This is a genomic window from Pseudomonas sp. PDM30, assembly GCF_019218985.1.
Lineage (GTDB): Bacteria > Pseudomonadota > Gammaproteobacteria > Pseudomonadales > Pseudomonadaceae > Aquipseudomonas > Aquipseudomonas jessenii.
The window spans coordinates 161,122-181,327 of record NZ_JAHUWM010000006.1 but is presented as its reverse complement, the minus strand read 5'-3'; the positions used below and the strand labels follow the sequence as shown (position 1 = coordinate 181,327).

Genomic DNA, 20,206 nt, shown 5'->3' with positions numbered 1-20,206 from the left:
GTCCTCATAACATTCGTGGGAGTGCGGGCGGCGCAAAGGCGCCCCCCTTTCATACTCGGGTCAGTCGCGCACCGGCCCCGGGGCCAGGACTTCACGCGAACCGTTGGTGTTCATGGACGTCACGACCCCGGCCATTTCCATGGCTTCGATCATGCGCGCAGCGCGGTTGTAGCCGATCTTCAGCTTGCGCTGAACCGCGGAAATGGAGGCACGACGGCTTTCCAGCACGAACTGGACCGCTTCGTCGTACAGCGCGTCGGCCTCGGGATCGTCACCGTCGCCGCCACCGCTGCTGCCTTCAAAGCCGCTGCCCGCCTCTTCGACGCCATTGAGGATGTCGTCGTTGTATTCCGGCGCACCCCGCAGCTTCCAGGCTTCCACCACGCGGTGAACCTCATCGTCGGACACGAAAGCACCGTGAACACGAATCGGCAGGCTGGTACCCGGCGGCATGTAGAGCATGTCACCGTGGCCCAGCAGTTGTTCGGCGCCGCCCTGGTCGATGATGGTCCGCGAGTCGATCTTGCTCGATACCTGGAACGCCATGCGGGTCGGGATGTTGGCCTTGATCAGACCGGTGATCACATCCACCGACGGACGCTGGGTCGCAAGGATCAAGTGGATACCGGCCGCACGAGCCTTTTGCGCGATACGGGCGATCAGTTCTTCAACCTTCTTGCCGACGATCATCATCATGTCGGCGAATTCGTCGACTACGACCACGATGGTCGGCAGCTTCTGCAGCAGTGGCGCTTCGTCGTGGATGCTTTCACGCTTGTACAGCGGATCACTCAACGGCTCGCCGGCGTCCTGGGCTTCCTTGACCTTGGCGTTGAAGCCCGACAGGTTTCGCACGCCCATCTTGGCCATCAGCTTGTAGCGGCGTTCCATCTCGGCAACGCTCCAGCGCAGGGCGTTGGCGGCGTCTTTCATGTCGGTGACAACCGGGCACAGCAGGTGCGGAATGCCTTCGTAGATCGACAGTTCCAGCATTTTCGGGTCGATCATGATCAGCTTGGCGTCTTCCGGGCCAGACTTGAACAGGATCGACAGGATCATCGCGTTCACACCCACCGACTTACCGGAACCGGTGGTACCGGCCACCAGCAAGTGCGGCATTTTCGCAAGGTCGGTGATGACCGGCTTGCCGCCGATGTCATGGCCCAGGGCCAGGGTGACCGGGGATTTGAAGTTGTCGTACTCCGGAGTCGACAACACCTCGGAGAAACGCACGATCTGCCGATCTTCGTTGGGAATCTCGATACCGACCGTGGTCTTGCCCGGAATCACTTCCACCACGCGCACGCTGGTCACGGCCAGGGAACGGGCCAGGTCTTTGGCCAGGTTGGAGATTCGGCTGACTTTTACCCCGGCCGCCGGCTGGATTTCGTAACGAGTGATCACCGGGCCCGGGTGGATCGAATCCACTGCGACTTCAACGCCGAATTCCTTGAGCTTGATTTCCAGCAAGTGGCCGACCGCAGCCAGGGATTCAGGCGAGTAATTGAGTTGTTTCTTTTCCGCCGGGTCGAGAATCGAAATCGGCGGCAAGGTGCCTTCCACGGCGCTGTCGACGAACAGCGGCGCCTGCTTCTCTTTCTCGACGCGTTTGCTCGGTGCGGCGGGCTTTGGCGGCGCGGGCGCAATCACCGGCGGCACCTGCTTCTCGCGCTCGGACATGTGCTTGCTCAGGGCTTGCTCACGTTCGATCAGGCGTTCCTTGACCTTGGCCTGCTCGCGTTTGTCGGTGACGGTCGGCGCAACCACTTCATCCATACGGTCGTCGACTTCACGCAACTGGGCAACCAGCTGTTTGCGCTCGGTACGGGCCGCCCACCAGCGATTGGCGGCGCCCTGGAACAGTTCGAACAGGTCGAGGGTGATCTTGCCGGTGATGTCCATCACCTTGAACCACGACAGGTCGGTAAACACAGTCAGGCCGAACAGGAATAACGCAATGAACAACAGCGTGCTGCCCTGGATATTCAGGGCGTTCCTGGCCAGTTCGCCGAGGCTTTCCCCCAGCGCACCGCCCGCACCGGCCGGCAGACCGGTCGCGGCATGAAAATGGATATGGGCCAGAGCAGCGCCCGACAGCACCAGGAACACCAGGCCGATCAGGCGCCAGGAGAACAGCCACCCGCTCCACTGCCACGGCTCGTGACGCTGGCGGAAGATCTGGTACGCCTTGATTGCCAGCAGCAACGGGAAGATGTAGGCGAAGTAACCCAGCACCATGAACAGGATATCGGCGCTGTAGGAGCCCGCTGGCCCGCCGAAGTTCTGCACGTCGTCGATCTTGCTGTTATGACTCCAGCCCGGATCATCCTTGCCATAGGTCAACAAGGCCATCATCAGGAACAGGCACAAGGCACCGATGGCGATCAGCGCACCTTCCTTGAGTCGGTAGTGCAAGTGCTGGCGCCAGAGCGGCACGACGGCTGGTTTGGGTGCTGCGGTGGATTTCTTCAAAACGCTTCTTTTCCTGCGCCAATGGCGCGTCCATCTGGTGAATGTCTATAAAAACCGCGAAAAAACTGCCCAATCCAGGCAGGTAATAAAGTTAACACGTGTAACCGGGACTACTTTTAACACTGCACCCCTGTTTCTATAAACACGGCGCACACTGAATATATGTAACACGCAGGGCATTGTACGGGTTTGTGCGCACGACGCCATGCTTGAGACCCTTGGATGCAGCATAGTCAACAGCACATGACATGCCATTCAATTTGAGCATGCATTCTCTTTGGTGACAAAGGCTTATGAGGTGTTTTTTATGAGCGAAGCGAAGCATTCCCGCCTGATTATCCTGGGCTCCGGCCCTGCCGGTTACAGCGCGGCAGTTTATGCCGCCCGCGCCAACCTCAAGCCGGTTGTCATTACTGGCATCCAGGCAGGCGGCCAGCTCACCACCACCGTCGAAGTGGATAACTGGCCAGGCGACGTTGAAGGCCTGACCGGACCGGTGCTGATGGATCGCATGCAAAAACACGCCGAACGCTTTGCCACCGAGATCGTTTACGACCACATCCATACCGCCAAGTTGCAACAACGACCGTTCGAGCTGATCGGCGATGGCGGCACCTACACCTGCGACGCCTTGATAATTGCCACCGGCGCCTCCGCGCAATACCTGGGCCTGCCGTCGGAAGAAGCGTTCGCCGGCAAAGGAGTTTCGGCGTGCGCGACCTGTGATGGATTTTTCTATCGCAATCAAGTGGTTGCTGTGGTCGGCGGCGGCAACACGGCGGTCGAGGAAGCCTTGTACCTGTCGAACATCGCCAAAGAAGTGCACCTGATCCATCGGCGCGACAAACTGCGCTCGGAAAAAATCCTCCAGGACAAACTCTTTGAAAAGGCCGCCAACGGCAATGTTCGCCTGCACTGGAACCAAAACCTGGACGAAGTGCTCGGCGATACCAGCGGCGTGACCGGTGCCCGCCTGCGGGACAGTCACACGGGTGAAACCCGGGAGCTGTCGCTGGCCGGGGTGTTTATCGCCATCGGCCATAAACCCAACACCGACCTGTTCACAGGCCAGCTGGAAATGCGCGACGGGTATCTGCTGGTCAAGGGTGGCAGCGAAGGCGATGCCACCGCTACGGCGATTGCAGGTGTGTTTGCCGCCGGTGACGTGGCCGACCACGTTTATCGCCAGGCCGTTACATCTGCCGGTGCCGGTTGCATGGCGGCGCTGGACGCTGAAAAATACCTGGACGACATTCCAACCGTTTGAAGGCAAACTTTATGGCGGGCCAACACCCGCCACTGCCCTCCCCTTCTGCAAGCCCGGATGCCATGCTGACTTGGTTACAACGCAATACCTTGCATTTCCCTCCACTGGAAAAGGCCATGCGCGACCCCAACGGGCTGCTGGCTGCCGGTGGTGATCTGTCCGCCGATCGGCTGATCTCGGCTTATCGCCACGGCTGCTTCCCTTGGTTTTCCGAGGGCCAGCCAATCCTCTGGTGGTCTCCGGACCCGCGTACGGTGCTGTTTCCCGACGAATTGCACGTCTCGCGCAGCCTGAACAAACTGCTACGCCAGCAACGCTATCAAGTGACCTTTGACCAGGACTTCGCCGCCGTCATCCGCGCCTGTGCCGCGCCCCGGGATTACGCCGACGGCACCTGGATCACCGAGGCCATGCAGGACGCCTACATCGAACTGCACAGGCGTGGCCACGCGCACTCGGTGGAAGTGTGGGACGGGGACGAACTGGTGGGCGGGCTCTACGGCCTGGCGATGGGCCAGCTGTTTTTCGGCGAGTCCATGTTCAGCCTCGCTGACAACGCCTCGAAATTCGGCTTTGCCACACTGGTGCGGCATCTGAAAGACTCGGGTTTTGTACTGATCGATTGCCAGATGCCCACCGATCACCTGCACAGTCTCGGAGCCCGGGCGATACCCCGCCATGAATTTGCCAACTATCTGGCCAGGCATCTGGACCAGCCCAATCGCGCTAGCTGGGTTTGCTGAGCGACTTTTGCGCAGGTGGCTTACACTTATTCAAAAGCATTATCCCGAGGGTTGATCATGACCGAGTTGGCGCGATTGAAGTTCTATGCCACTCAGCCGCACTCTTGCAGTTATCTGCCGGAGGAGCAGGCCACAACCCTGTTCCTCGACCCTAGCCAGCCCATGGATGTGCATGTCTATGCAGACCTGTCGGAGATGGGGTTTCGTCGCAGTGGCGATCATCTCTACCGGCCGCATTGCCAGAATTGCAATGCCTGCGTTCCGGCGCGCATTCCCGTAGGGCAGTTCACGCCCAACCGGCAACAGAAACGCATCTTCAAGCGCAACGTGGATTTGCAGGTACGTCCAGCCAAGCCCGGCTTCAACGAAGAATACTTCGACCTTTACCAGCGCTATATCGAACAGCGTCACGCCGATGGCGACATGTACCCGCCGAGTCGCGACCAGTTTTCGACATTCCTGGTGCGGGACCTGCCGTTTTCAAGATTTTATGAATTTCGCCTGAATGGCCGGCTGCTGGCCGTCGCCGTCACCGATTTACTGCCGAACGGTCTTTCGGCGGTCTACACCTTCTACGAACCGGCCGAAGAACGCCGCAGCCTTGGGCGCTATGCGATCCTGTGGCAAATCGCCGAGGCCAGGCGGCTGGGGCTGGATGCGGTCTACCTCGGCTACTGGATCAAAAACTGCAAAAAAATGAACTACAAGACTCAATATCGCCCTATTGAGTTGCTGATTAATCAGCGCTGGGTGGTTCTAAACTAGAGCCGCCCCTAAACCCCTTGGCTTAAACCCCATTTTTCGGGCACAATGCACGCCGCTTTTGCCTGGCGCAGTTGCACCGGGCCATTCATTGGACACCGAGGGCTTTACTGCATGTCGAAAGAAGACAGCTTCGAAATGGAAGGCACTGTCGTCGACACCCTGCCCAACACCATGTTTCGTGTGGAGTTGGAAAATGGGCACGTCGTAACCGCGCACATCTCCGGCAAGATGCGCAAGAACTACATCCGTATTCTTACCGGCGACAAAGTGCGCGTAGAGCTGACTCCTTATGACTTGAGCAAAGGGCGCATCACTTACCGCGCTCGATAAGGTTGGAGCGAGCTTGCTCGCGAAAAACCTGACGGTACCGCGTCAAGTCAGAGTCCCCGCATCATCATTGACGAACATCGCGAGCAAGCTCGCTCCTACAGAGATAGGGCTCACTCGCTAAGCAAGTCAATACAAAACGCCCGGCTTATGCCGGGCGTTTTTGTTTGCCTGCGATTTAATGCCCCCCTGTGGGAGCGAGCTTGCTCGCAATGAGTGCGGCACATTCAGTAAATGCGCAATCTGTCCCGCCGCCATCGCGAGCAAGCTCGCTCCCACAGGCTTTGATGTGTATTTCGCAGACAACAAAAAGGCGCCAACCGGCGCCTTTTTGCTTTATTGCGGTTTAACGTCAGGCCATCTCGGCCGTGGTCTCGAACTCGAAAGTCAGCTCCCCGTCCTTGATGTCGATGTGTACCACACCGCCATGCTCGGCCAGTTCGCCAAAGAGAATCTCCTCCGCCAGCGGACGCTTGATCTTGTCCTGGATCAGGCGAGCCATTGGGCGAGCACCCATCGCCGCGTCGTAGCCACCTTCGGCCAGCCAGTTGCGGGCTGCATCGGTGACTTCCAGCAACACACGCTTGTCTTCCAGTTGCGCCTGAAGCTCGGTAAGGAACTTGTCCACCACGCTCTTGATAACCTCATGACTGAGGCGACCAAACTGGATGATGGTGTCCAGACGGTTGCGGAATTCCGGCGTGAAGCTCTTCTTGATCACTTCCATCGCATCGGACGAGTGATCCTGATAGGTGAAACCGATAGAAGCGCGGGCTGCGGTCTCGGCACCGGCGTTGGTCGTCATGATGACGATTACGTTACGGAAATCCGCCTTGCGCCCGTTGTTATCGGTCAACGTACCGTGGTCCATGACCTGCAACAGCAGGTTGAAGACTTCCGGATGCGCCTTCTCGATTTCATCGAGCAACAACACGCAGTGTGGCTGCTTGGTGATGGCTTCGGTGAGCAGACCGCCCTGATCGAATCCGACATAACCAGGAGGCGCACCGATCAGACGCGATACGGTGTGGCGCTCCATGTATTCGGACATGTCGAAACGAATCAGCTCGACACCCAAGGCCTTGGCCAACTGACGCGCCGCTTCGGTTTTACCGACACCGGTAGGCCCTGCGAACAGGAACGAACCGACAGGCTTGTCAGGGGATTTGAGACCGGCACGGGACAGCTTGATCGCGGTTGCCAGCGAATCGATCGCGGCATCCTGACCGAACACGGTCAACTTCAGGTCACGTTCCAGGTTACGCAGCAGCTCCTTGTCGGAACTGGTGACGTGTTTTGGCGGAATCCGCGCGATTTTCGCGACGATGTCCTCGACTTGCGGCACTTCGATGCGCTTCACACGCTTCTCGACCGGTTGCAGGCGCTGATAGGCACCCGCCTCGTCGATGACATCGATAGCCTTGTCCGGCATATGACGGTCGTTGATGTAACGCGAGGCCAGTTCGGCAGCCGCGCGCAGGGCCTCATCACTGTATTCGATATTGTGATGGCTTTCGAAACGCCCCTTCAGGCCGCGCAGAATGCCAATGGTGTCTTCCACCGAAGGCTCCGACACATCGACCTTCTGGAAGCGTCGGGCCAAGGCACGATCCTTCTCGAAGATGCCGCGGAATTCCTGGAAGGTGGTTGAACCGATGCAACGGATATCACCCGAGGACAGCAGCGGCTTGAGCAGGTTCGAGGCATCCATGACGCCACCGGACGCGGCACCCGCACCAATGATGGTGTGGATCTCGTCGATGAACAGGATTGCCTGCGGACGTTTTTTCAGTTCATTGAGCAACGCCTTGAAGCGCTTCTCGAAATCGCCACGATACTTGGTGCCCGCGAGCAGAGCGCCAAGATCGAGGGAATAAACAACACTGTTTGCCAGCAGATCCGGCACCTGGTCGTCGACAATGCGCTTGGCCAAGCCTTCGGCAATCGCGGTTTTACCCACGCCCGCCTCGCCCACCAGCAGCGGATTGTTTTTGCGCCGACGCGCCAGGATCTGCGCAACGCGCTCGACTTCCAGCTCACGCCCCACCAGCGGATCGATGCGACCCTGGCGCGCGAGTTCGTTGAGGTTGCTGGCATAAGCATCCAGGGGATTGCCTGAGGAAGAAGACTCACCGCCCTCGTCGTCCTGCATATCTTGCTCACCTTCAGAGTGATCGCCATGCCCCGGCACTTTGGAAATGCCATGGGCGATGTAGTTGACGACATCTATACGGGCAACGCTCTGCTGTTTCAGCAGGAACACCGCCTGACTCTCTTGCTCACTGAAGATCGCGACCAGCACGTTGGCGCCAGTCACTTCGCGTTTGCCCGAGCTCTGTACGTGAAACACAGCACGTTGCAGTACACGCTGGAAGCCCAGGGTTGGCTGGGTTTCGCGATCCTCGTCATGCACGGGGATCAATGGCGTGGTGGAGTCGATGAACTCCTGCAGGTCATGCTTGAGTTTGTCGAGGTTTGCGCCGCACGCACGCAGAACGGTGGCGGCAGCCTCATTGTCCAATAGGGCCAGCAAGAGGTGCTCGACGGTCATGAACTCATGACGCTTCGAACGAGCTTCCTTGAAGGCAAGATTGAGGGTGACTTCGAGCTCGCGGTTTAACATAGCTTCACCTCATACCCAAGTGTCCGGCGATTAACCGTCCTTCTCGATTTCACAGAGTAGCGGATGCTGGCTTTCCCTGGCGTACTGGTTGACCTGCATGGCCTTGGTCTCGGCGATGTCGCGGGTAAACACTCCACATACTGCCCGTCCTTCTGTGTGGACGGCCAGCATGACCTTGGTCGCCAGCTCGCGATTCAGGTTAAAAAACACCTCGAGCACTTCGACGACGAAATCCATCGGTGTGTAGTCATCATTGAACAAAACCACCTTGTACATCGGCGGCGCCTGTAAAGCAGGCTTGGCCTCCTGAACAGCAATGCCTGCGGAATCGTCGTCGTGTTCCTCCGGGCGATCCTTCTGGAGAGTCGGGCGATCCTGATTGAATGTTAGTCGAATCTGGCTGATTGCATGCATGGAAAGAAAGGTTCGTCAGTTGTTCAAATACAGTGGTGGGGGCGGCTATCAGCGATTTCAACTCCGACTGCCGGGTCAGCTTGACTATCGGCAAAACGGTGTTACAACCAATAGAGCCCACAGTGGGTAAAAAAGGTCCGCGGAGTCAATCTTATTTACAGATTCGACTGCGGATGTACTGGATGATACTCCAGTGATGGAGTCTGTTGCAGAGGGAGTTGGGTATGTCAGGCGGCAAGGTCAGCGGCAAGGTCAAATGGTTCAACAATGCCAAGGGTTACGGTTTCATCAATGAGGACGGCAAGACAGAAGACCTGTTTGCCCACTACTCCGCCATCCAGATGGAAGGTTATAAAACCCTGAAAGCCGGGCAAGCTGTCGTATTCGACATCATCCAGGGCCCCAAAGGCCTGCACGCGGTCAACATCGGCAGCCCGGTGGGCGCTTCGAAAGCGACGGCATCCGCCCCGCAACAGACCGTTACAGTGTAAGTCCACACCGTCATAGCGCCATAAAAAAACCGCCTGACTCATCTACTTGAATCAGGCGGTTTTTGTGTGCCTGCGTTTTGTTACATGTGCGAGATCAGCGCATCACCGAAGCCGGAAGACGACACCAGTTTGGCGCCTTCCATCAGACGCTCGAAGTCATAGGTCACGGTCTTGGCGGAAATCGCGCCGTTGGTGCCCTTGATGATCAGGTCGGCCGCTTCGGTCCAGCCCATGTGGCGCAGCATCATTTCAGCCGACAGGATCAACGACCCCGGGTTGACCTGGTCCTTGCCGGCGTACTTCGGCGCCGTACCGTGCGTGGCTTCGAACATGGCGACGGTGTCGGACAGGTTGGCACCCGGCGCAATACCGATACCGCCCACTTCCGCCGCCAGGGCGTCGGAGAGGTAGTCGCCGTTCAGGTTCAGGGTCGCGATCACATCGTACTCGGCCGGGCGCAGCAGGATCTGCTGGAGCATGGCATCGGCGATGGCATCCTTGACGACGACGTTCTTGCCGGTTTTCGGGTTCTTGAACTGCATCCACGGACCGCCGTCGAGCAGGGTTGCGCCGAACTCTTCAGCCGCCACTTCGTAGGCCCATTCCTTGAAGGCACCCTCGGTGAACTTCATGATGTTGCCTTTGTGCACAATGGTCAGCGAATCGCGATCGTTGTCGACCACATATTGCAGGGCCTTGCGCGCCAGACGCTTGGTGCCCTGCAGGGACACCGGCTTGACGCCGATACCGCAGTTCTCGTCAAAACGGATCTTGGTAACGCCCATTTCTTCTTTCAGGAACTTGATGACCTTGGTGGCTTCCGGCGTACCGGCCTTCCACTCGATGCCCGCGTAGATGTCTTCGGAGTTCTCGCGGAAGATGGTCATGTCGACATCGCCTGGCTTCTTGACCGGGCTAGGCACGCCTTCGAACCAACGCACCGGGCGCAGGCAGACGTACAGGTCGAGCTGCTGACGCAGGGCCACGTTCAGGGAACGGATGCCGCCACCGACCGGGGTGGTCAGCGGGCCCTTGATGGAAACCACGTAATCCTTGACCGCATCCAGGGTTTCCTGAGGCAGCCAGGTGTCCTGATCGTAAACCTGAGTCGCTTTCTCCCCGGCGTACACCTCCATCCAGGAAATCTTGCGTTCGCCACCGTAGGCCTTCTTAACAGCAGCATCGACAACCTTGATCATGACCGGGCTGATGTCGACACCAATGCCGTCACCTTCGATGAAGGGGATGATCGGGTTATTAGGAACATTGAGAGAATGGTCTGCATTGACGGTGATTTTGTCGCCGACGGCTGGAACCTGAATCTTCTTGTAACCCATGCTGAACTCCATTGATTGGATTGAACATCTGGCTTGGTTCGAGCGTAACCCAGTTGAATCGGCGCGCAAACCCTATGTTCCATCGATCTGGCGCAAAGCCTTGCAACTCGCGCGCTACAAGCCTGAAAGCAAAGGGAAAAGCGCCAAAAACAAGCACGACGAGTGACCTTACGCCCTGCTCGCCCCTGCGACCTTTAGACCAATGGACGACATTCGTTGCATATGAACCATCGGCAGATTGCCAGCTACCTATGTATAATGCCGCCCGCTGACCACAGGGTCACGACGGCTGAAGTGCTCTACGATGAGACTTTCCGCCCGGCAAGCCGGCCTGTTATCGCAGTCCGGCTACTTGACGCCCTACTGATGCACCCAACATCACAGCAACGAAACCTCGATATTCGGCTCATGGATGACTTTGAACGAACGCGCTTACCCGGCGCCCTCGAGTTTCTGCGCACGCTTTAGCAAAGAAGAGAGAGTTAATCCGAATATGCCCACCCGCTCGAAGATCATCTATACCTTCACCGACGAAGCTCCTGCCCTCGCCACCTATTCACTGTTGCCTATCGTAGAGGCGTTCACCGCCTCGGCTGATATCGCCGTTGAAACCCGCGATATCTCTCTTGCAGGGCGCATCCTGGCCAGCTTCCCCGAGCAACTGGGTGACAAAGCCGTAGCCGACCACCTCGCCGAACTGGGCGCCCTGGCCGTTACGCCTGAAGCCAACATCATCAAATTGCCGAACATCAGCGCCTCGGTTCCGCAACTGCAAGCCGCGATCAAAGAGCTGCAAGCTCAAGGCTTCGCACTGCCGGACTACCCTGAGACTGTCACCTGCGACGCCGACAAAGAAGCCAAGGCGCGTTACGACAAGATCAAGGGCAGCGCCGTGAACCCGGTCCTGCGCGAAGGCAACTCCGACCGCCGCGCGCCGTTGTCGGTCAAGAACTACGCACGCAAGCACCCGCACAAAATGGGCGCGTGGGCCAAGGACTCCAAGTCCCACATCGCGCACATGAGCACCGGCGATTTCTACGGCAGCGAAAAAGCCGCCCTGATCGACGCCGCTGATGCCGTGAAAATCGAACTGATCGCCCAAGACGGCACCGCTACCGCCCTGAAAGAAAAGACCAACGTACAAGCCGGTGAGATCCTCGATTGCGCGGTACTGAGCAAAAACGCCCTGCGCAGCTTCATCGCGGCTGAAATCGAAGACGCCAAGGCACAAGGCGTGCTGCTGTCGGTTCACTTGAAAGCCACCATGATGAAGGTCTCCGACCCGATCATGTTCGGCCAGATCGTTGCCGAGTTCTATAAAGACGCACTGGCCAAGCACGCTGACGTGCTGGCACAGATCGGCTTCAACCTGAACAACGGCATCGGCGACCTGTACGCTCGTATCAAGGCTTTGCCTGCCGAGCAGCAAGCGCAGATCGAAGCTGACATCCAGGCGGTCTACGCCGTTCGCCCTTCCCTGGCGATGGTCAACTCCGACAAAGGCATCACCAACCTGCACGTGCCGAGCGACGTGATCGTCGACGCCTCGATGCCGGCAATGATCCGTGACTCCGGCAAGATGTGGGGCACCGACGGCCAGTTGCACGACACCAAAGCCGTGATCCCGGACCGTTGCTACGCCACCATTTACCAGGCCGTGATCGAAGATTGCAAAGCCAACGGTGCGTTCGATCCGACCACCATGGGCAGCGTGCCGAACGTTGGCCTGATGGCGAAGAAAGCCGAAGAGTACGGCTCTCACGACAAGACTTTCCAGATCAAGGCTGACGGCGTTGTTCGCGTCACCGACAGCAAGGGCAACCTGCTGATGGAACAGGCTGTTGAAGCCGGCGACATCTTCCGCATGTGCCAGACCAAAGACGCGCCGATCCAGGACTGGGTCAAACTGGCCGTCAACCGTGCTCGCGCCAGCAGCACCCCGGCGATCTTCTGGCTGGACCCGATGCGCGCCCACGACGGCGTAGTGATCGAGAAAGTTCAGGCTTACCTGAAGGACCACGACACTGCCGGCCTGGACATCCAGATCATGGCCCCGGTCGACGCGATGAAGTCCACCCTGCAGCGTACCCGCGCCGGCAAGGACACCATCTCGGTAACCGGCAACGTACTGCGCGACTACCTGACCGACCTGTTCCCGATCATGGAACTGGGCACCAGCGCCAAGATGCTGTCGATCGTGCCGCTGATGAACGGCGGTGGCCTGTTCGAAACCGGCGCCGGCGGTTCGGCTCCGAAGCACGTTCAGCAACTGCTGGAAGAAAACTTCCTGCGCTGGGATTCGCTGGGTGAATTCCTGGCCCTGGCCGCGTCCCTGGAACACCTGGGCGTGACCTACAACAACCCCAAGGCGCTGGTTCTGGCCAAGACCCTGGACCAGGCCACCGGCCAGTTCCTGGACAACAACAAGTCGCCATCGCGCAAAGTCGGCAATATCGACAACCGCGGCAGCCACTTCTATCTGGCGCTGTACTGGGCTCAGGCCCTGGCTGCCCAGACCGAAGACGCTGCACTGCAAGCGCAGTTCGCGACCCTGGCCAAGACCCTGACCGAAAACGAGGCGACCATCGTTGCCGAACTCAACGCCGTTCAGGGCAAGCCAGTGGACATCGGCGGTTACTACCACGCCGACGCCGAGCTGATCAGCAAGGCCATGCGCCCAAGCGCAACCTTCAACGCGGCTGTTGCTGCGCTGGTTTAAGGTTGTAAGGGAACATCACAAACCCCGGCCCTGTGCCGGGGTTTGTGTTTTCCGGACCTCACACAATACCGAATAAACACACAACCCCTGTGGGAGCGAGCTTGCTCGCGATAGCGGTATATCATCCAACACCTCTGGTGACTGACTCGCCGCCATCGCGAGCAAGCTCGCTCCCACAGGGATAGTGTTTCAACATTCAAAACTGAGGAAGTTTTATGGACTGGAAACCCCACATCACCGTCGCCACCATCGTCGAAGACAACGGCCGCTTCCTGATGGTCGAGGAACTCAAGCACGGACGCGTGGTGCTCAATCAGCCCGCCGGCCATCTGGACCCGAACGAAACCCTGACCGAAGCCGCCGTGCGCGAAACCCTCGAGGAAACCGGCTGGGACGTCGAACCGACCGGCGTACTGGGCATTTACCTCTACACCGCCCCGAGCAATGGCGTGACCTACCAGCGGGTCTGCTTCATCGCCAAACCACTGAAACACCACGCGGATTATCAACTGGATGACGGCATCGTCGGCGCCAAGTGGTTGACCCGTGAGGAATTAATCGAGCAGCGCGACAACTGGCGCAGCGAGCTGATCATCCGCTGCATCGACGACTATCTGGCAGGCCAACACTTCGGCCTCGAATTGATCCGTCCTTCTCTTTAGCCTTGCGGGCCCGAGCCTGCTAGAATCGCGTCCTTTTTCAAGACACTCATTGAATCCCTATGCGTGATCCAGCCCCTTCTGACACACAAAAGAAGCGCGTCATTGTCGGCATGTCCGGCGGCGTGGACTCTTCCGTTTCCGCCCTCCTGCTGATCGAGCAGGGTTATGAGGTGGAAGGCCTGTTCATGAAGAACTGGGAAGAAGACGATGGAACGGAATACTGCACCGCCATGGATGACCTGGCGGACGCCCAGGCCGTGTGCGACAAGATTGGCATCAAGCTGCACACCGCCAACTTCGCCGCCGAGTACTGGGACAACGTGTTCGAGCATTTCCTGGCGGAATACAAGGCCGGACGCACGCCGAACCCGGACATCCTGTGCAACCGCGAAATCAAGTTCAAGGCGTTCCTCGACTACGCCATGATGCTTGGCGCCGACCTGATCGCCACCGGCCACTACGTGCGTCGCCGCGACATCGATGGTCGCACCGAACTGCTCAAGGGCCTGGACCCGAACAAGGACCAGAGCTACTTCCTGCACGCCGTCGGTGGCGAACAGATCGCCAAGACCCTGTTCCCGGTCGGCGAGCTGGAAAAACCGCAAGTGCGCGCCATTGCCGAGAAGTACGAGCTGGCGACCGCGAAGAAAAAGGATTCCACCGGGATCTGCTTTATCGGCGAACGCCGCTTCAGCGACTTCCTCAAGCAATACCTGCCGGCCCAGCCAGGCGAGATCAAGACCACCGAAGGCGAAGTCATCGGTCGTCACCACGGCCTGATGTACCACACCATCGGCCAGCGTCAGGGCCTGGGCATCGGCGGCCTGAAAGACGCCGGTGACGAGCCGTGGTATGTGCTGATCAAAGACCTGGAACACAACGAACTGATCGTTGGCCAGGGCAATGATCACCCTTACTTGTTCTCCCGCGCCCTGCTCGCCTCGGACATCTATTGGGTCAACCCGATCGATTTGACCGAGCCGCGCAAACTGACCGCCAAGGTGCGTTATCGCCAGAGCGACCAGCCCTGCACCCTGGAAAAAACCGCCACCGGTTATCGCGCGACCTTCGATGATCCGCAACGCGCGGTCACTCCGGGCCAGTCCGTGGTGTTCTATGACGGTGAAATCTGCCTCGGCGGCGGCGTGATTGAAGTAGCCGAGCCGTGGACGAGCAAGGGCCAGGCCCTATGAACCCGATTCAGGAGCAACTGACGGCACTGGGCGGGGTGTTTCTCGCCGCGGTGCTGGTGGACAGGATCGCCAAGACCGGCCAGACCAACGAAGCCGGCCTGAGCTGCATGCTCGGTAGCCTGCTGATCCGCGACCCCAAGGACACGCTGGAAGTCTATGGTGGCGACGACATCAACCTGCGCGAAGGCTACCGCGCACTGATCGGCGCCCTCGAACGCGACCCAAGCGCCCTGCAGCGCGAGCCCCTGCGTTATGCCCTGGCGATGCTCGGCCTTGAGCGTCAGTTGGCCAAACGTGGGGACATGCTCGACGTGATCGGCAAACGCCTGCCGCAGATTCAGTCCCAGGTCGAACACTTCGGCCCGACCCACGAAAACGTGATCGCCGCCTGCGGCGCGCTGTATCAGGACACCCTGAGCACACTGCGCCAGCGCATTCAGGTGCACGGCGACATGCGCAACCTGCAACAACCGAGCAACGCCTCGAAAATTCGCGCCCTGCTGCTGGCCGGCATTCGCTCAGCACGCCTGTGGCGGCAATTGGGCGGTCATCGCTGGCAACTGGTGATCAGCCGCCGCAAATTGCTCAAAGAGCTTTACCCCTTGATGCGTAACGAATAACCCGCATCGACAGAACCGAACTCAGCAATACGCGTAATACGCCGGTCAGTTGGCGACGGACCGGCGGATTTTTTCATGTATGATACGCGCCCCATTTCGTTGCCCGACTGTCCGAGAACACCCCATGCAGCTTTCTTCGCTCACTGCGGTTTCCCCTGTTGACGGCCGCTACGCCGGCAAAACCCAGGCCCTGCGCCCAATTTTCAGCGAGTACGGCCTGATCCGTGCCCGCGTTCTGGTTGAAGTGCGCTGGCTCCAGCGCCTGGCCGCTCACCCTGCCATCAGTGAAGTGCCGGCGTTCTCCGCCGAAGCCAACGCTGTGCTCAACACCCTGGCGGAAAACTTCTCTCTGGAGCACGCCGAGCGCGTCAAAGAGATCGAGCGCACCACCAACCACGACGTCAAGGCCATCGAGTACCTGCTCAAAGAGCAAGCGGCCAAGCTGCCGGAGCTGGCCAAGGTCAGTGAATTCATCCACTTTGCCTGCACCAGCGAGGACATCAACAACCTGTCCCACGCCCTGATGCTGCGCGAAGGCCGTGATGAAGTGATGCTGCCGCTGATGCGCCAGACTGCCAACGCCATCCGCGAACTGGCCATCCGTTTCGCCGACGTGCCGATGCTGTCGCGCACCCACGGTCAGCCGGCCTCGCCGACCACCCTGGGCAAAGAGCTGGCGAACGTGGTTTACCGCCTGGAGCGCCAGATCGCTCAAGTCGCTGCCGTTCCGCTGCTGGGCAAGATCAACGGCGCTGTCGGCAACTACAACGCCCACCTGTCGGCCTACCCTGAGATCGACTGGGAAGCCAACGCCCGCGCCTTCATCGAAGACGAGCTGGGCCTGGGCTTCAACCCGTACACCACGCAGATCGAACCGCACGACTACATTGCCGAGCTGTTCGACGCGATCGCCCGCTTCAACACCATCCTGATCGACTTCGACCGCGACATCTGGGGCTACATCTCCCTGGGTTATTTCAAACAGCGCACCATCGCTGGCGAAATCGGTTCGTCGACCATGCCGCACAAGGTCAACCCGATCGACTTCGAAAACTCCGAAGGCAACCTGGGTATCGCCAACGCACTGTTCCAGCACCTGGCGAGCAAACTGCCGATCTCCCGCTGGCAGCGCGACCTGACCGACTCCACCGTACTGCGCAACCTCGGTGTCGGCTTCGCCCACAGCGTGATCGCGTACGAAGCCAGCCTCAAGGGCATCAGCAAGCTTGAGCTCAACGAGCAGAAGATTGCCGCCGACCTGGACGCCTGCTGGGAAGTATTGGCCGAGCCGATCCAGACCGTGATGCGTCGCTACAACATCGAAAACCCGTACGAAAAGCTGAAAGAACTGACCCGCGGCAAGGGCATCAGCCCGGAAGCGCTGCAGACTTTCATCGACGGCTTGGACATGCCAGCCGCCGCCAAGGCCGAGCTGAAATTGCTCACCCCGGCGAACTACATCGGCAACGCTGTAGAACAAGCCAAACGCATCTGATCGACCGCTAGACCCTTTATAAGACGCCCGGCCGCGCCGGGCGTTTTTATTCCCGTCTGAAAAGTGCATTCTTTCAATAGGTTACACATGAATCCTGATATTCCTCTTCAACTTCTGGGCGGCATCACGGCACGGGAATTCCTGCGCGACTACTGGCAGAAAAAGCCGCTGCTGATCCGTCAGGCCATTCCTGATTTCGAAAGCCCGATCGACGCCGACGAACTGGCCGGCCTGGCGCTGGAAGAAGAAGTCGAATCGCGACTGATCATCGAGAATGGCGAGCGCCCGTGGGAACTGCGTCGCGGCCCGTTCGCCGAAGATGAATTCAGCAAGCTGCCTGAAACTGACTGGACCCTGCTGGTTCAAGCCGTGGATCAGTTCGTCCCGGAAGTCAGCGAACTGCTGGAAAACTTCCGCTTTCTGCCGAGCTGGCGCATCGACGACGTGATGATCAGCTACGCCGCACCGGGTGGCAGCGTTGGTCCGCACTTCGACAACTACGACGTGTTCCTGCTGCAAGGCCACGGCAAGCGCAACTGGAAGATCGGCCAGATGTGCAACACCGAGAGCCCGATGCTGGCCCACGCCGACCTGCGCATCCTCTCCGAATTCGAAGCCACCGATGAATGGGTGCTGGAACCGGGCGACATGCTCTACCTGCCACCGCGCCTGGCCCATTGCGGCGTTGCCGTTGATGAATGCATGACCTACTCGGTCGGTTTCCGCGCACCGAGCGCCGCTGAAGTGCTGACCCACTTCACCGACTTCCTCAGCCAGTTCCTGTCGGACGAAGAACGCTACACCGACGCCGACGCCTTGCCGGCCGCCGACCCTCACCAGATCCAGCGCGACGCACTCGACCGCCTCAAAGGCCTGCTGGCCGAGCACATGAGCGACGAGCGCCTGCTGCTGACCTGGTTCGGCCAGTTCATGACCGAGCCACGCTACCCGGAACTGGTGGTGGGCCCGGAAGACGTCGAAGAAGAGGACTTCATGTCCGCCCTGGAACAAGGCGCGATCCTGATTCGTAACCCGAGCGCACGCCTGGCGTGGTCTGAAGTCGATGACGACCTGCTGCTGTTCGCCAGCGGCCAGAGCCGTTACCTGCCGGGCAAACTCCGCGAATTGTTGAAGATGATCTGCGCCGCCGACGCGCTGCACGCCGACAACCTTGGCGACTGGCTGAGCGACGAAGAGGGTCGCGGACTGCTGTGCGAACTGGTCAAGCAAGGAAGCCTGGGGTTTGCCGATGAATAAGATTCACGTACGTGTCGCAGACTGGCAAAAGGACAACGCCGAGATCCGGCGCATTCGTGAGACGGTGTTCGTCGCCGAGCAATCCGTTCCGCCCGAGCTGGAATGGGATGCCGACGATGTAACGGCCGTGCATTTCCTCGCCCTCGAAGGCGACTTTCCGATTGGCACCGCCCGCCTGCTGCCTGACGGTCACGTCGGCCGGGTATCGGTACTCAAGGACTGGCGCGGCCTGAAAGTCGGCGATGCGCTGATGCACGCAGTGATTGGTGAAGCCGAAGAGCGCGGGCTGAAGCAGCAGATGCTCAGCGCCCAGGTACAAGCCACGGCGTTCTATGAGCGGCTGGGCTTTCACATGGTCAGTGAGGAGTTCCTGGAAGCCGGGATTCCGCACGTGGACATGGTTCGCCATTCGGCATAAGGCCCAGGTGCCGCCATCGCGAGCAAGCTCGCTCCCACATTGGATTTGTGAGTTGCTGAAGATTTCAGCAACACCATCGATCCCTGTGGGAGCAAGCTTGCTCGCGATGGCGGCCTGAGGAACACCACAAAACGCCCCGCTATCTTCGGATACCGGGGCGTTTTGCTGTCTACGATTCAACTTACCCCACCCCAGGCCGACAAACTGTAGGAGCGAGCCTGCTCGCGATGGTCTTGAGAACGCCGCGGGGGTGTCAGACTTCCAGCATTATCGTTCACGCCCATCGCGAGCAAGCTCGCTCCTACAAACCCCGGGCCGACAAAGTGGCAATATCAAGCCTTTAGAACGCGGAGATAACGGACATGTCCCTACGCACCCTGCTCACCACCCTACTGCTCGGCTGCAGTTTTTCGGTGCTGGCTGCCACAGAAATCATCCCCCTCAAATACCACACCAGTGCCGACCTGCTGCCGGTGGCGCAGGATTTCGTCGGCAAGGACGGACAGGTCAGCGCCTACGGCAATCAATTGATCGTCAACGCCGATCAACGCAAGATCGACGAACTTAAAGCCCTTATTTCCCAACTCGACACCGCACACAAGCGCCTGCTGATCACCGTCGACACCAGCGACAACAACTTCCAGGGCGACCAGGGTCATTCGGTGAACGGCGCCAAGCCAAGCCAGACCCGCATCATCAACTACACCACCGACAGTCGTGACGGCGGCATTCAGCAGGTGCAGGCCAGCGAAGGCACACCGGCGCTGATCCAGGTCGGCCAGAGCGTGCCGCTGACCAGTTCGCAGACCGATTCCTATGGCGACCTGCGCAGCCAGACCGAATACCGCAACGTCACTCAGGGCTTCTACGTCACCGCAAACGTCACCGGCGACATCGTTCACCTGTCGATCAGTACCAACCGTGACCGCATGAGCCAGGAACGTCCCGATGTAGTGAACATACAAAGCACCGACACAACCGTCACCGGCCACCTCGGCGAGTGGATCCTGCTGGCCGGGGTCAACGGCCAGACCCAGGCCGACAAACAGGGCCTGACCCGCAGCTATTCGACTCAGAGCCGCAACGACATGACTTTGCGGGTGAAAGTCGACACCTTGGACTAAAGCACCAAAAACTGACTGACGAGTCGTATTAGACCAAAGATGTAGTGCCTGAAAAAAAGCACTACAAAACGTTTGACGAGCCAAAAAAGCGAAGGCATGATGGCCTCGCTCCCGCTAATCAGAGGCCCTGGCAAGGGCCTTCGAGGCGATGTTCGCACCTACCCCGCGAACCGCTTCGTGTCTGTACCGCCCACAAGGTGTGTTTGACGAGGTTGTCGACTGGAACGAAGTTGTCCCGAGGGACGGAAGCGTAATAGGTAACCCGGCACCACACTGATG

General features: G+C 59.2%; 18 protein-coding genes. 14 read left to right on the top strand and 4 right to left on the bottom strand.

The window, feature by feature from the left end; genetic code table 11:
* Positions 1–60: 60 nt before the first annotated feature.
* Positions 61–2,472, bottom strand: coding sequence for a DNA translocase FtsK (locus KW840_RS16145; protein ID WP_057714172.1), 2,412 nt, complete (start codon positions 2,470–2,472; stop codon positions 61–63).
* A gap of 307 nt (positions 2,473–2,779) precedes the next feature.
* Between KW840_RS16145 and trxB the strand changes: the two genes are divergently transcribed.
* The 4 genes from trxB to infA all read left to right on the top strand — a co-directional run bounded on the left by trxB (position 2,780) and on the right by infA (position 5,577).
* Complete coding sequence (gene trxB, locus KW840_RS16140; RefSeq protein WP_218496213.1) at positions 2,780–3,739, top strand: thioredoxin-disulfide reductase; 960 nt, start codon at positions 2,780–2,782, stop codon at positions 3,737–3,739.
* Between the two features lie 62 nt (positions 3,740–3,801).
* Positions 3,802–4,482, top strand: a complete 681-nt coding sequence (gene aat / locus KW840_RS16135; protein ID WP_057714170.1) for a leucyl/phenylalanyl-tRNA--protein transferase — start codon at positions 3,802–3,804, stop codon at positions 4,480–4,482.
* 57 nt (positions 4,483–4,539) lie between these two features.
* Positions 4,540–5,247 carry an arginyltransferase gene (locus tag KW840_RS16130; RefSeq protein ID WP_102670534.1) on the top strand — a complete coding sequence of 236 codons (708 nt, stop codon included), beginning with the start codon at positions 4,540–4,542 and terminating at the stop codon, positions 5,245–5,247.
* A gap of 111 nt (positions 5,248–5,358) precedes the next feature.
* The gene (infA, locus tag KW840_RS16125) at positions 5,359–5,577 is read left to right on the top strand and encodes a translation initiation factor IF-1 (protein ID WP_002553999.1); all 219 of its coding nucleotides are present in this window, start codon (positions 5,359–5,361) and stop codon (positions 5,575–5,577) included.
* Positions 5,578–5,926: 349 nt separating this feature from the next.
* On the opposite strand, the gene clpA is transcribed toward infA, so the two are convergent.
* Together clpA and clpS are read right to left on the bottom strand one after the other, a co-directional pair.
* Positions 5,927–8,197 (bottom strand): ATP-dependent Clp protease ATP-binding subunit ClpA, encoded by a 2,271-nt coding sequence (gene clpA / locus KW840_RS16120; RefSeq protein ID WP_057714168.1) that lies wholly within the window; start codon positions 8,195–8,197, stop codon positions 5,927–5,929.
* A 30-nt stretch (positions 8,198–8,227) separates the two neighbouring features.
* On the bottom strand, positions 8,228–8,611 hold the full coding sequence (clpS, locus tag KW840_RS16115) for an ATP-dependent Clp protease adapter ClpS (RefSeq protein WP_020799529.1): 384 nt from the start codon (positions 8,609–8,611) through the stop codon (positions 8,228–8,230).
* A gap of 224 nt (positions 8,612–8,835) precedes the next feature.
* Here clpS and cspD point away from each other — a divergent pair, with 224 nt between their 5' ends.
* The gene (gene cspD / locus KW840_RS16110; RefSeq protein WP_057714167.1) at positions 8,836–9,102 is read left to right on the top strand and encodes a cold shock domain-containing protein CspD; all 267 of its coding nucleotides are present in this window, start codon (positions 8,836–8,838) and stop codon (positions 9,100–9,102) included.
* Between the two features lie 80 nt (positions 9,103–9,182).
* On the opposite strand, the gene icd is transcribed toward cspD, so the two are convergent.
* Positions 9,183–10,439, bottom strand: coding sequence for an NADP-dependent isocitrate dehydrogenase (gene icd / locus KW840_RS16105; RefSeq protein WP_057399856.1), 1,257 nt, complete (start codon positions 10,437–10,439; stop codon positions 9,183–9,185).
* Here icd and KW840_RS16100 point away from each other — a divergent pair.
* From KW840_RS16100 to KW840_RS16060, 9 genes are all read left to right on the top strand, one after another.
* Positions 10,438–10,605 (top strand): hypothetical protein, encoded by a 168-nt coding sequence (locus tag KW840_RS16100; protein WP_218496212.1) that lies wholly within the window; start codon positions 10,438–10,440, stop codon positions 10,603–10,605. The two genes, icd and KW840_RS16100, sit on opposite strands and share 2 nt — an antisense overlap.
* Positions 10,606–10,932: 327 nt before the next feature.
* Positions 10,933–13,158, top strand: a complete 2,226-nt coding sequence (locus KW840_RS16095) for an NADP-dependent isocitrate dehydrogenase (protein WP_218496211.1) — start codon at positions 10,933–10,935, stop codon at positions 13,156–13,158.
* Between the two features lie 215 nt (positions 13,159–13,373).
* The gene (locus tag KW840_RS16090; RefSeq protein WP_057714165.1) at positions 13,374–13,820 is read left to right on the top strand and encodes an NUDIX hydrolase; all 447 of its coding nucleotides are present in this window, start codon (positions 13,374–13,376) and stop codon (positions 13,818–13,820) included.
* Between the two features lie 59 nt (positions 13,821–13,879).
* Positions 13,880–15,013, top strand: a complete 1,134-nt coding sequence (mnmA, locus tag KW840_RS16085) for a tRNA 2-thiouridine(34) synthase MnmA (RefSeq protein ID WP_150812620.1) — start codon at positions 13,880–13,882, stop codon at positions 15,011–15,013.
* Positions 15,010–15,633: a high frequency lysogenization protein HflD gene (gene hflD, locus KW840_RS16080; RefSeq protein WP_218496209.1), complete on the top strand. Its 624-nt coding sequence runs from the start codon at positions 15,010–15,012 to the stop codon at positions 15,631–15,633. Before mnmA ends, hflD begins: the two co-directional genes overlap by 4 nt.
* A gap of 124 nt (positions 15,634–15,757) precedes the next feature.
* A complete protein-coding gene (gene purB / locus KW840_RS16075) occupies positions 15,758–17,128 on the top strand; it encodes an adenylosuccinate lyase (protein WP_218496207.1) in 1,371 nt (456 codons plus the stop codon).
* An 87-nt stretch (positions 17,129–17,215) separates the two neighbouring features.
* Entirely contained in the window at positions 17,216–18,385 is a 1,170-nt protein-coding gene (locus tag KW840_RS16070) for a cupin domain-containing protein (protein WP_218496205.1), read from the top strand.
* Positions 18,378–18,803 carry a GNAT family N-acetyltransferase gene (locus KW840_RS16065; protein ID WP_057714161.1) on the top strand — a complete coding sequence of 142 codons (426 nt, stop codon included), beginning with the start codon at positions 18,378–18,380 and terminating at the stop codon, positions 18,801–18,803. The genes KW840_RS16070 and KW840_RS16065 overlap by 8 nt, the downstream gene beginning before the upstream one ends.
* A gap of 362 nt (positions 18,804–19,165) precedes the next feature.
* Entirely contained in the window at positions 19,166–19,927 is a 762-nt protein-coding gene (locus KW840_RS16060) for a secretin N-terminal domain-containing protein (protein ID WP_218496203.1), read from the top strand.
* The last annotated feature ends 279 nt before the right edge of the window (positions 19,928–20,206 follow it).